Source organism: Streptomyces purpurogeneiscleroticus (genome assembly GCF_020024005.1).
GTDB classification, from domain to species: Bacteria; Actinomycetota; Actinomycetes; order Streptomycetales; family Streptomycetaceae; genus Streptomyces; species Streptomyces purpurogeneiscleroticus.
Genome location: NZ_NHSG01000285.1, coordinates 1 through 10,971, shown reverse-complemented (window position 1 = coordinate 10,971; position 10,971 = coordinate 1). Strand labels below are relative to the sequence as shown.

At 73.5% G+C, this 10,971-nt stretch carries 13 protein-coding genes; 6 read left to right on the top strand and 7 right to left on the bottom strand.

The genetic code is table 11. The features are described from left to right. Positions 1 to 234, top strand: a 234-nt coding sequence (locus CCS38_RS18335) for a hydroxyethylthiazole kinase (RefSeq protein WP_223734367.1), incomplete at its 5' end; no start/stop codon positions are given. Beyond that, positions 231 to 917, top strand: a complete 687-nt coding sequence (thiE, locus tag CCS38_RS18330) for a thiamine phosphate synthase (RefSeq protein ID WP_223734366.1) — start codon at positions 231 to 233, stop codon at positions 915 to 917. The genes CCS38_RS18335 and thiE, both read left to right, overlap by 4 nt. Positions 918 to 931: 14 nt before the next feature. Here thiE and CCS38_RS18325 read toward each other — a convergent pair whose 3' ends face one another. The 4 genes from CCS38_RS18325 to CCS38_RS18310 all read right to left on the bottom strand — a co-directional run bounded on the left by CCS38_RS18325 (position 932) and on the right by CCS38_RS18310 (position 4,084). Next, positions 932 to 1,600, bottom strand: a complete 669-nt coding sequence (locus CCS38_RS18325) for a DedA family protein (protein WP_223734365.1) — start codon at positions 1,598 to 1,600, stop codon at positions 932 to 934. Further along, a complete protein-coding gene (locus CCS38_RS18320; RefSeq protein WP_223734364.1) occupies positions 1,593 to 2,393 on the bottom strand; it encodes a lysophospholipid acyltransferase family protein in 801 nt (266 codons plus the stop codon). Before CCS38_RS18320 ends, CCS38_RS18325 begins: the two co-directional genes overlap by 8 nt. Next, the gene (locus CCS38_RS18315) at positions 2,390 to 3,142 is read right to left on the bottom strand and encodes a GNAT family N-acetyltransferase (RefSeq protein ID WP_223734363.1); all 753 of its coding nucleotides are present in this window, start codon (positions 3,140 to 3,142) and stop codon (positions 2,390 to 2,392) included. The genes CCS38_RS18320 and CCS38_RS18315 overlap by 4 nt, the downstream gene beginning before the upstream one ends. Positions 3,143 to 3,340: 198 nt before the next feature. Beyond that, entirely contained in the window at positions 3,341 to 4,084 is a 744-nt protein-coding gene (locus CCS38_RS18310; RefSeq protein ID WP_223734362.1) for a GNAT family N-acetyltransferase, read from the bottom strand. Positions 4,085 to 4,661: 577 nt separating this feature from the next. Here CCS38_RS18310 and CCS38_RS18305 point away from each other — a divergent pair. Both CCS38_RS18305 and CCS38_RS18300 read left to right on the top strand, forming a co-directional pair. Further along, the gene (locus tag CCS38_RS18305; protein ID WP_223734361.1) at positions 4,662 to 5,024 is read left to right on the top strand and encodes a hypothetical protein; all 363 of its coding nucleotides are present in this window, start codon (positions 4,662 to 4,664) and stop codon (positions 5,022 to 5,024) included. 36 nt (positions 5,025 to 5,060) lie between these two features. Then, positions 5,061 to 6,695, top strand: a complete 1,635-nt coding sequence (locus CCS38_RS18300; RefSeq protein ID WP_223734360.1) for a penicillin-binding transpeptidase domain-containing protein — start codon at positions 5,061 to 5,063, stop codon at positions 6,693 to 6,695. Positions 6,696 to 6,699: 4 nt separating this feature from the next. Here CCS38_RS18300 and CCS38_RS18295 read toward each other — a convergent pair whose 3' ends face one another. Together CCS38_RS18295 and CCS38_RS18290 are read right to left on the bottom strand one after the other, a co-directional pair. After that, positions 6,700 to 7,476 carry a dienelactone hydrolase family protein gene (locus CCS38_RS18295; protein WP_223734359.1) on the bottom strand — a complete coding sequence of 259 codons (777 nt, stop codon included), beginning with the start codon at positions 7,474 to 7,476 and terminating at the stop codon, positions 6,700 to 6,702. 50 nt (positions 7,477 to 7,526) lie between these two features. Continuing rightward, the gene (locus CCS38_RS18290; RefSeq protein WP_223734358.1) at positions 7,527 to 7,928 is read right to left on the bottom strand and encodes a DUF3662 domain-containing protein; all 402 of its coding nucleotides are present in this window, start codon (positions 7,926 to 7,928) and stop codon (positions 7,527 to 7,529) included. 192 nt (positions 7,929 to 8,120) lie between these two features. Here CCS38_RS18290 and CCS38_RS18285 point away from each other — a divergent pair, with 192 nt between their 5' ends. Together CCS38_RS18285 and CCS38_RS18280 are read left to right on the top strand one after the other, a co-directional pair. Then, positions 8,121 to 8,636: an STAS domain-containing protein gene (locus CCS38_RS18285; protein ID WP_223734357.1), complete on the top strand. Its 516-nt coding sequence runs from the start codon at positions 8,121 to 8,123 to the stop codon at positions 8,634 to 8,636. A gap of 222 nt (positions 8,637 to 8,858) precedes the next feature. Then, positions 8,859 to 9,701, top strand: coding sequence for an alpha/beta fold hydrolase (locus CCS38_RS18280; protein WP_223734356.1), 843 nt, complete (start codon positions 8,859 to 8,861; stop codon positions 9,699 to 9,701). Here CCS38_RS18280 and CCS38_RS18275 read toward each other — a convergent pair. Beyond that, positions 9,685 to 10,971: amidase family protein (locus CCS38_RS18275; protein ID WP_223734355.1), on the bottom strand; the 1,287-nt coding region annotated here is incomplete at its 5' end. The genes CCS38_RS18280 and CCS38_RS18275 overlap by 17 nt on opposite strands.

Below are 10,971 nucleotides of genomic sequence, written 5' to 3'. Positions count from 1 at the left end.
GGCCGCCGACTCGACCTCGTCCGTTGCGTCGACCCCGCGCCCGCCGCCCCCGGTACCCCGGACGGCGACCGGCTCGCCGCCGCGGTCGCCGCCGTGACGGTCTACACCGTGGCCGCCGAGGTCGCGGCCGAGCGCAGCAGCGGCCCCGGCAGCTTCGCGGCCGCCTTCCTGGACGCGCTGTACGGCCTCGACGAGGACACGCTCGACAAGCGGGCCGCGATCTCGTGGGCGTGACCTTCAGGGAAGAGCGCGGTCAACTGCCCGCGCCGCCGGACCTCTCCGTGTACCTGGTCACCGACGCGGCGCAGGCCGCCGCGTGCGGCCGGGACGTGCCCGGCACGGTCGCCGAGGCGGTGGCCGGCGGGGTCACCGCGGTCCAGGTACGGGAGAAGGACGGTGCGGCGCGGGAGTTCCTCGACACCGTGCTGCGAATCTCCGCGGTACTGCCCGAGCACGTCGCGCTGTTCGTCAACGACCGGGTGGATGTGTACCTGGCGGCGCGCGCGGCCGGCGCGCGAGTGACCGGGGTGCACATCGGCCAGTCCGACCTGCCGGTGGCCGCCGTGCGCGCGCTGACCGGGCCGGCAGCGGTCATCGGGCTGAGCGCCGCGACGGAGGACGAGCTGCGGGCCGCGGCCAAGGAACCGGCCCGGGTCGACTACGTCGGCATCGGCGCGCTGCACGCCACGCGTACAAAGGCGGACGCGCCTCCGGAGCTGGGCATCGAGGGCTTCGCCCGGCTGGCGCCGCCCACGCCGCTGCCGGCGGTGGCGATCGGCGGGGTGACGGTGGCGGACATGGCGCCGCTGCGGGCCGCGGGCGCGGCGGGCGGCGCGGTCGTCTCGGGCATCTGCGCGGCCGCCGACCCCCGTACGGCGGCGCGCGCTTACGCGGAGGCGTGGGGCCGGGCCGCCTGAGCCCGTGCCTCGGGTCAGCTCTGCCGGTCGAGCGGTACCGGCAGCGGACCGTCCGCAGTGAAAGCCGGGGTGCCCCGCCCCCGACGCACCGTCAGCCGGCGCACCCCCTCCAGTACCCCCACGATCACCAGCGCGAGGGCGAAGGCCAGCAGCAGTCCGTTGACCGGTTCCTCGGCGAAGGCCGCGCCGCCGACGTAACCGATGGCGGTGCTGGTGACGGCCCACAGCGTGGCGCCGGCCGCGTCCAGCAGGACGAAGCGGCGCAGCGGGAACCGCAGGCTGCCGGTGGACAGCGCGGACGCCACCCGGCCACCCGGCAGGAAGCGGCCCGCCACCACCAGCGTCGTGGCGTGCCGCCCGACCATGGCGCGCGCCCACGCGTACCGTTGCCGGCCCTTCTCGCCGCGCAGCAGCCGGTCGATGGCCCGCGGTCCCGCCCAGCGGCCGATGGCGTGGCCGAGGCAGTCGCCGCCCAGCGCACCCAGCGCGGCCACCAGGGCCAGCAGCGCGAGCTGCGGAAAGTCGGCGCCGGTCAGTACGGCCACCGTCACCACCGTCGTCTCGCTCGGCATGAACGGCAGCAGCGCGTCCAGGGCGGCCACCAGCAGCACGATCAGCCAGAGCCAGGGCGAGTCCAGCTGCGTCTTGACCAGCTCGGCGAACTGGTCGAACAGCTCAGACATGGACCGGCGGCCGGGTGCCGCAGATCGCCGCGTGCGCCTCGGCGGCGAGCGCCCGCCGGTCGCGCTCCCCGGGGTCCAGCTCCGGGTGGGCCGTGACCCGTACTGTGAGGTCTCTCGCGCTGATCACTCTGTGCAGCGAGGTCGCGAAGTCCTCGTCCCCGAGGAACGCGGCCACCGTGCTGGGCCTGCCGTGCTGGAGGTAGGTGATCGTCACGGGCCGGACCGGCGCCCCGGCGTCGATCGCGGCCTGGAACGTCGCCCGCCGGAATCCGCCGCCCGACTCCGTGCACCAGGTCGTGCCCTGCGGGAACACCAGCACCGAACGGCCGCCGCGCAGCGTGGCCGTCAGCCGTGCCACGTCCCGCGGCAGCGTGCGCAGCCCGTCCCGGTCGATGAACTGCGTCCCGGCCTTCCGCGCCAGCTCCCCGAACACCGGCCACTGGCCCACCTCCCGCTTGGCCAGCGGCATCGAGGGCTCCACCGCCAGCAGGGCGATGACGTCGAGCCAGGAGATGTGGTCCGCCACGATGAGCGTCCCCGGGGCGCCGGGTCCGCGCGGCACACTCAGCGACGGCGTACTGCTCTCCAGCCGCAGCCCGAGGGCGCGGATCACCGCGCGCGCCCTGGCCCGCATCACGCGCCGGTCGGCGAGGCGCGGCCCGGCCGCCATGCCGCGGGCCAGGGCGCCGGCCAGTGCCGCGTACCGGCGGGCCCGTTCGGCGCCGGAGAGGCGCGGCACGGCGTGTGCGGCGCAACTGGGTGTGCACGGGGACGAGACGGCCCAGGGGCTCATCGGGACTCTCCGAGGAAATAGCGGTAGTAGCGGTCGTTCAGCTGCTCCATGTCCAGCACGATGAAGAAGTCGGCGACGCCGAACTCCGGGTCGTGCGCGGGCGCGCCGCACACCCAGGCGCCCAGTCGCAGATATCCCCGGAACAGCGGGGGCAGCCCGGCGTATCCGGGCCGGTCGTCCGCCGGCTGTCCCGTGGGCTGCCAGGGGCGGTGCGGGCGGACCGTCATGCCGGCGGGCGGGGCGTGCTTCCCGGCGCACAGGGACCAGGCGTTCGCCGCCGCCCGGCCGCCGTCGGCGAGCGGTACGGAGGCGCAGCCCGCGAGGTAGCGGTGGCCGGAGAGCAGGACGTACCGGGCGAGCGCGGCCCACATCAGGTTGATCACCGCGCCGGAGCGGTGGTCGGGGTGGACGCAGGAGCGGCCCGCCTCGATCATCGAGGGCCGGATGCCGGCCAGCGCGCTCAGGTCGAACTCGCCGTCCGAGTAAGAGCGTTCGGTGCGTCCCGGCGGCAGCAGCCGGTAGGTGCCGACCACTTCACCGGTCACCGTCTCGGTCACGATCAGGTGGTCGGCGAGGCCGTCGAAAATGTCCGTGTCGTGGCCCGCCAGCGCAGGGTCGAGGGTGGCGCCCAGTTCCTCGCCGAACACCTTGTGGCGGAGCCGCTGGGCGGCGCGTATCTGCTCGGTGGAGTCCGCGATGGAGGTGACGTAGGTGCGGGTTTCCATCGCGGTCGTCGGCGTCGTCGTCATGGGGGTCCGGTCTCCGTTCGCTGGGTGTCCGCGGCGCGGGAGCGGGTACTCGACGGGCCCGCACCGTTCCCGATCGACGGTAGGAGCCGGGTGAGTCACGCCGCAGTGCCCAAAGGTCTGAGGCGGCCCCTGACCTTCGTCAGGGGCCCCCTTCCACCCGCCGGAGGAACGCGGCCCCGGTACGTACGGGGGGTATCCCTACTCCCCCAGGAAGAAGCGCCGGTAGCGGTCGTCGATCCGCTCCATGTCCAGCAGCACAAAGAAGTCCGCGACGTCGGACTCCGGGACGTGGGCCGGTGCCCCGCACATCCAGGCGCCGATCCGGAGGTAGCCGCGGAGCAGCGGCGGCAGCAGCGCGTAACTCGGCTCGTTCTCGATCACGCCCGGCGGCGTCCACGGGTGGTAGGGGTGCACCCGCAGCTCGGCCGGGGAGCAGTGTTTCGTCGTCCCCAGCAGCCAGGCGTGGGAGGCCGCTTGGCCGCCGTCGGCCAGCGGTACGGGAGCGCAGCCCGCGAGGTAGCGGTGGCCGGAGAGCAGGACGTACCGGGCGAGCGCGGCCCACATCAGGTTGATCACCGCGCCGGTCCGGTGGTCCGGGTGCACGCACGCGCGCCCGGCCTCCACCATCCGTCCCCGCACGTCGTGCAGCGCCCGCAGATCGAACTCGCCCTCGGAGTAGGAGCGTTCGCCGCGCCCCGGGGGCAGCAGGCGGTACGTACCGACCACCTCGCCACTGGCGGTGTCCGTCACGAGCAGGTGGTCGGCCAACGCATCGAAGCCGTCGACGTCGTAGCCGGCCGGCGGGATGCGCAGCCGGGCCCTCCGCTCCCCGCCGAAGGCCCGGTGGCGCAGCCGCTGAGCGGCGCGTATCTCCTCCGTCGTGTCCGCGATGGAGGTGACGTACGAACCGGTGGCCGCGACAGCGGTGGATACCGAGAGCATGAGAAACGATCTCCCTTCCTGGGGATCTTCCTGGGGACGTCCGGCGCCGGCACGCGCGCCCGGCGGACAGTCGCGCCGGAACGGCGGGTGCGCCACTCGACCATGAAAGCTACGAGTGCCCCTCGGGGCCCGGCATCGGCCGAAAGACACCGGCCGTTCCCGCCTTCCGGCAAGCGGCCCTACCGCGCCCCGGCGCCGGGCCCAACAGAGCCTGCCGGTCCCAGTACGAGGCCGAGCGGCCCTGCCCGCCGGGCGCCGCGGGGTGGCAGAATCCCAGTCGCTCCCGCGTCGCGGCACGGCGGGCCGCGACGGCTTGTCCCACCAGGTCTTGATGCCGAGGGAGACCGCGATGACGTGGACCGCCCCTTCCCTGCACCCGTTGTGGACCTCTGTCCTCAGCCGGCTCCGGCCGGCCGTCCTGCCGGTGCCTTCCCCAACGACCCGACCAGCACGAACAGCCCGAGCGGCGCGAACCGCGCGTACGGCCGGTGCCGCTACGGCGGCCGGCGCCGCTGACGACGGGATCGGACCGTCCCCGGTCGCGGTACGCCGGTACGCCGACCGCACCGTCATCGAGGTGCACCGGCCGATCCGTCCGGCCGCCGAACCGCACCTGGGACGGCTCCTCAACGCCGTCATCCGCCCGGGCAGCGGCGCGGTCGTCGTCGACCTGCACCGGGTGGGCCGGGCGGACGGCGCCGCGGCGCTGGTCCGGCTGGCCCAGGTCCTCTGCGCCCACCACGAGGTGGACTGCTCGGTCGAGTACGAGGCGTCGGAGGGCGTGGCCCGCCCGTCCCCGAGTAGACGGCTGCCCGCCACGCGGGCAGCATCGCGCCGAAGCGGTATCCGTATGCCGAAATCGCTATCTGATAACGGACTTCCGTTCGAACGTCCCTTTCACCACGTCCGCCCCGTACCGTGCTTCTCAATGCCCCTTTGATCTTGTTCGGGGGGCTCTCGGGGAGGGGGATGCAACATGCGCAGCGGGGTGAAGACCGCCATGGTCGGCGGGGTGTTCGTCGTGGTGGGCGGGGTCGTGCTGTACGGCGGCTACAACCTGGTGAGCGGCATCGCCGGCTACGGCGACGCGGGCGGCACCCCGCAGACGGTACGGACCGGCCCGCCCAGCGCCGAGGAGACCACGGAGACGGCGAAGGACTTCCTCTCCGCCTGGGCGAAGGGCGACAGCGCGGCCGCCGCCGCGCTCACCGACAACCGGGAGGTCGCCCGGACCGAACTGGCCGGATTCCACCACCAGGCACACCTCACGCACCTCGTGATCACGCCCGGCAAGCGGACCGGCACGACCGTTCCGTACAAGGTCACGGCGAAGGTGTCGTACAAGGGACGGACCGCTCCCCTGTCGTACGCCTCCGAGCTGCGGATAGTCCGCGGGCGGACCACGCACAAGCCGCTGGTGGACTGGCGGCCCTCGGTGCTGCACCCGCAGCTCAAGGAGGGCGAGTACCTGGTGACGGATGCGGGCGCGGCACCCGAGATCAAGGCCGTCGACCACCGCGGCCGGCCGCTGACCGAGGAGCGGTACCCCTCGCTCGGGCCCGTACTGGACGGCCTGCGGGAGAAGTACGGCAGCGAGGCCGGCGGCACCCGCGGCATCGGGCTGCGCATCGAGAACGAGGAGGGCGAGCCCTCCCGCACCCTGGTCACCCTCCGGAAGGGCCGGGCCGGGACGCTGCGCACGACGCTGGACGCGGACGTACAGGCAGCGGCGGAGCGGGCGGTGAAGGAGTACGACGAGGCGTCGGTCGTGGCCGTCCGGCCGAGCACGGGCGAGATCCGGGCGGTGGCCAACAACCGTACGGACGGCTACAACGCGGCGATGCTGGGCAGAGTGGCGCCCGGCTCCACCATGAAGATCGTCACGGCCGCGATGATCCTGCAGAACAACGTCGGCGACGCGGCCGGCAAGGCCGCCTGCCCGTCGACCGTGTCCTGGGAGGGCTACACCTTCCACAACCTCGACGACTTCTCGATACCGGACGGCACGCTGACCGACGCGTTCGCCCGGTCCTGCAACACCGCGTTCATCAAGGCCGTCAAGCCGCTGAACGACAAGGGGATCGCGGGCACCGCGCTGGGCGCGACGGCCCGGGACTCCTTCGGGCTCGGCGGGGACGACTGGAAGACCGGTATACCGTCCTTCGACGGCAGTATCCCGGAGTCGTCCGGGGTGGAGACCGCCGCCTCGTACATCGGCCAGGGCAAGGTCCAGATGAGCCCGCTGGCCATGGCGTCCGTGACCGCGACCGTGGTCAACGGCGGCTTCCGGCAGCCCGTCCTCGTACCGCAGTCGCTCGACGGGCGGAAGCCGGCCACCGCGCGGCCGCTGGACCCGTCCGTCGCCCGGCAGCTGCGGCAGATGATGCACGCGGCGACCGTCGGCCGGGGCACGGCGGTCGCCGCGATGGCGGGCGTCGGCGGGGACAAGGGCGCGAAGACCGGCTCCGCCGAGAAGGACGGACAGGCCCGGTCCAACAGCTGGTTCACCGGTTACAGCGACGACCTCGCGGCCGCGGCGCTGGTCCAGTCCGGCGGCCACGGCGGCGACGCGGCGGGACCCGTGGTGGCGGAGGTACTGCGCGCGGGTTAGGGCCTCACGCCGCCTTCAGCCGGCGGGAGAAGAGGTCCAGCAGCGCGTCCCAGTGCCGGGCCACGCCGGTCTCGCTGTAGGCGGCGGTGTCGGACATGGTGAAGCCGTGGATCGTGTCCGGGTACACCTCGGAGCGGTACGTCGCGCCCGCGGCCTCCAGCGCCGACTCCAGCTCGGCGACGTGCTCGGCGTTCATGCTGTCGTCCTGGGACGCGTGCCCGAAGTACAGCTCCGCCTCGATGTCACCGGCCAGCCGGTGCGGGCTGTCCGGCGCGTCCGTGACGAGGTTGCCGCCGTGGAAGCTCGCCGCGGCGGCGACCCGGTCCGGGAACCGCGCCGCGGTGCGCATCGAGAGCACACCGCCCATGCAGTAGCCCGTCAGGCCCACCGCACCGGCGCGCACTTCCTCCTGGCCGGCCAGGAAGTCGAGGAAACAGCCGGCGTCGCGCATCCCGACCTCCGGGGTCAGCTCGCGGACCATCGGCATGACCTGCGCGAAGAACCCCTCCCGGCTCTCCTGCCTGCTGAGGTCGGGGACTTCGATGACGGGCGCCTTCCCGTGCCGGTAGAAGAGATTCGGCAGCAGGACGTAGTAGCCGTGCGCGGCGAGCTCGCGGGCCATGTTCTCCAGCCGCGGACGCAGGCCGATGGCGTCCATGTAGAACAGCACGGCGGGGTGACTGCCGCCCTCTGCCGGGTGCGCGACGAACGCGTCGCACACCCCGTCCGGCGTTCCGATCGTCACCGACTTGGATTCCGTCTTCGCCGTCTCCGCTGCCATGCCTTCTCCTCATCGTCTCCGGGCGTCGCTTCCCGCCCATACATCGTGCCTCATGCGGGGGCGTCGAAGGCGTCCGGGCCGATGTGCGGCAGGGCTTGGCTGGTAATGCGGTAGCGCCCGTTGGCGAGGTGGTGCCTGGTCTCGGCGACATGGACGGTGAGCGGCCCCGCCCACTCGTAGCCTTGCTCGGCGGCGTGCCGGGCGAGCGCGTCCGTCAACGCCCGCCCCACGTGCCCGTCCCGCCCGGCGAGCTCCTGGTGGACGTAGCGGGCGAGCTCGATGTCGTAGGCGTTGGGCACCAGTATCCGGTGTTCGCTGCACACGACGGCGTGGTCGTCGCACTCCCGTCGCAGGGCATCGACCAGCCGCACCGGATCACTCCGGAACACCCGATTGACCAGGGTGTGTTCCCAGTGCTCCATCGCGTCTTCCACTTGCGTGAGGAGTCCCATGCAGCGCCGGGTGCCCGTCGCCGCCGCCGTCATGCCCGGGGAGTCATTCCGGCCATTGGCACGCTTGGCAGGAAATCACACGCTTTTCAAGAACAAGACCCGCTACTGTCGGCAACGTGAGAGTCACTCATCTCTCCCCCACATCTCCCCGCACGATGAGGTTGCCAGATGCCGCTCCCCGACGGCTTAGAGATGACCGCGCTCGCCTCCTGTGAGGCCGGCACGGTGCTGCGCATCAGCGGCGAGCTCGATCACTGTACCGAGCAGCTCTTCCGCACCTCCATCGGCACGTTCCTGGACCGCGGCCACCGCCACGTCGTCCTGGACTGCGCCACTCTCACCTTCTGCGACTCCCGCGGCCTGAACTGCCTGCTCAGCCTGCAATGGCTGCTGGAGCGGCGCCAGGGCCGGCTGCTGCTGGCCCGCGTCCGCCACAACGTCGCCCGCGTACTGCACCTCACCGGCTCCGGCGAGCTGCTGCGCACGTACCCCACGGTGTCCCAGGCACTGGCCACGCTGCCCGGGGAGGAGCGGCCGGGATGGCCGGAGACCGACTCTTCGGAGGGGACGGGGACGTACCTGACCGGCCCGTCGGGGCGGGCGCATCCGGCGGGGCCGACGCATCTGCCGCGCCCGGGGTATCCGTCGGGGCCTGGGTATCCGCCGGGCCCTGGGTACGAGTACCGGTCCGGGGCGACGCCGGCTTGAGAGCCGACGGTCGGCGGTCGGTAGTCCGCCGTCAACTGTCGACGATCGGCGGTCAGTGGTCGGTGGTCCGCCGTCAACTGTCGGCGGTCGGCGGTCGGCGGTCGGCGGTCGGCGGTCGGCGGTCGGCGGAAACCTCGGTCTCGCGCCCGCTGCTGCCGACGACTGCTGTACGGTAAGGGGTAAAGCTAGTTTTTACTCCTGAGCAGAGAGGGCGCCAGTCCCGTGACCGACACCCGCGCATGGCAGTTGAGCAGGGCCTTTCCGAGCACGGCGGGCACGGTCCGCTGGGAGCGCTTCGGGCCCGAGGACGCGGACCCGGTCGTCCTCCTGCACGGCACGCCCTTCTCCTCGTACGTCTGGCAGGAGATCGCCGGGGCGCTCGCCCAGCGGTACCAGGTGTACGTCTGGGACATGCCCGGATACGGCGCGTCCGAGAAGCACGAGGGCCAGGACGTCTCCCTCGCCGCCCAGGGCGCGGTCTTCGCCGAGCTGCTCGCCCACTGGGGGCTGACGCGCCCCTCCGTCGTCGCCCATGACTTCGGCGGGGCCGTCGCCCTGCGGGCTCACCTGCTGCACGGGGCCGCATACGGTCGACTGGCGCTGGTCGACCCGGTGGCGCTCGCCCCGTGGGGCTCGCCCTTCTTCCGGCTGGTCGGCGAACACGCCCCGGTCTTCGAGCAGTTGCCGCCGGCGCTGCATCTCGCGCTGGTACGCGAGTACATACGTTCCGCGAGCCACCGGGGGCTGCGCGACGACGTGGCCGGGGAACTGGTGCTGCCGTGGTCGGGCGAGGCCGGCCAGGCGGCGTTCTACCGGCAGATCGCGCAGGCGGACCAGCGCTACACCGACGAGATCCAGGGGAAGTACGCCGGTATCGACATCCCCGTCACCGTCTGCTGGGGCACGGAGGACACCTGGATCCCCGTCGCCAAGGCCCACGAACTGGCCGCGGCCATCCCCGGCGCCCGACTCCAACTCATCCCGGACGCGGGCCACTTGGTACCCCTGGACGCCCCCGCTCCCCTCCTCGCCGCACTCCTGGACTTCCTCACCGCTCCGGCGTGAGGCCCGGGCCGTCCACGAGGTCCGGACTGTCCGTGAGGTCCGAGCCGTCCGTGAGGCCCTTAGCGGACAGCCCGGCCGCCCGCTCCGCCGCCGCGGCGACGGCGAGGAGCAGGGCTTCGCCGCCGTGCGGGGCCACGAGCTGCAGGCCCACCGGGCAGCCGTCCGCGCCGAAACCGGCCGGAATGCTCGCCGCCGGATGCCCGCTGAGGTTGAACGCCCAGGTGAGAGCGGTGCTGTACCGGTCGCCCGGGCCCTCGTGACCGTGCGGCGGATTCGGCGTGGCCGGCGTCAGCAGGAGCGGGACGCGGGCGAAGAGGGCGGCGAGCCGGCGGTCGTTGTCCGCGCGTATCCGCTCGGCGGTGGTCCGGTCGGCTCCCGGTGTCCGCAGGGCGAGCCAGGCGGGGCCGGGATCGGTCAGGCGGATCGTTTCCTCAGTCACGAGCCGGACAACACCCGCCTCGGCGAGCCGCCCGGCCGCCCTACGGGCGATCTCCACCTGCTCGGCGTCCGGCCCGGCGAAGCCGAGATCGGCGGACCAGAGGGCGGGGAGCGGCGCGCCGCCCGCGAGAGGGCCGCCCGCGAGAGGGCCGCCCGCGAGAGGGCCGCCCGCGAGAGGGCCGCCCGCGAGAGGGCCGCCCGGGAGGGGGCCCGGGAGGAGGCCCGTGAGGGGGCCGCCGCTCTTCTCATCGACGGCCGCCGCAGGCGGCGTACGCACCGCCCTCCAATACGCCACCGCATCCGCCGCGCACAGAGTGAGCACCCCGGGCGCGGCGAGGCCCGTGCGGTCGGGCGACGGCAGCACGCCGTTGGTGACCTTCAGCCCGAACACCCCGCACCAGGCAGCGGGAATCCGTATCGAACCCGCCCCGTCGCTGCCCGTCGCCAGCGGCACCAGACCGGCCGCGACCGCCGCGGCGGACCCGGCGGAGGAGCCGCCGGGCGTCCGGTCGGCGCGCCAGGGATTACGGGTACGTCCGCCCCGCCCCAGCCCCCAGGTCTGCCACGGCGTGCCCGGCCCCGGTACCGCCGTCGCGCCGACCGGCACGCACCCGGCCGCCACCAGGGCCCGCGCCGCGGCGTACCGCGCGCCGCGCGGCCCCTTGACCGCCAGCGGAACGCCGGCGAGGGGCAGGTCGACCCCGGCGGCGACCAGCCGCTCGACCTCGGCGGCCCGTTCCAGTGCAGCGTCCCGCCACACCTCGGTGAACGCGTGCAGCTCCGGATCGATCCCGTCGATCCGCGCCAGCGCGGCCGACACGACCTCTACTGC

What these genes read in the sequence shown, in the direction of transcription:
- CCS38_RS18320 (WP_223734364.1), bottom strand. Translation starts at nt 2,393, where the DNA reads ATGAGCCCCTGGGCCGTCTCGTCCCCGTGCACACCCAGTTGCGCCGCA.
- CCS38_RS18300 (WP_223734360.1), top strand. Translation starts at nt 5,061, where the DNA reads ATGCGCAGCGGGGTGAAGACCGCCATGGTCGGCGGGGTGTTCGTCGTG.
- CCS38_RS18295 (WP_223734359.1), bottom strand. Translation starts at nt 7,476, where the DNA reads ATGGCAGCGGAGACGGCGAAGACGGAATCCAAGTCGGTGACGATCGGA.
- CCS38_RS18325 (WP_223734365.1), bottom strand. Translation starts at nt 1,600, where the DNA reads ATGTCTGAGCTGTTCGACCAGTTCGCCGAGCTGGTCAAGACGCAGCTG.
- CCS38_RS18290 (WP_223734358.1), bottom strand. Translation starts at nt 7,928, where the DNA reads ATGGGACTCCTCACGCAAGTGGAAGACGCGATGGAGCACTGGGAACAC.
- CCS38_RS18310 (WP_223734362.1), bottom strand. Translation starts at nt 4,084, where the DNA reads ATGCTCTCGGTATCCACCGCTGTCGCGGCCACCGGTTCGTACGTCACC.
- CCS38_RS18285 (WP_223734357.1), top strand. Translation starts at nt 8,121, where the DNA reads ATGACCGCGCTCGCCTCCTGTGAGGCCGGCACGGTGCTGCGCATCAGC.
- CCS38_RS18315 (WP_223734363.1), bottom strand. Translation starts at nt 3,142, where the DNA reads ATGACGACGACGCCGACGACCGCGATGGAAACCCGCACCTACGTCACC.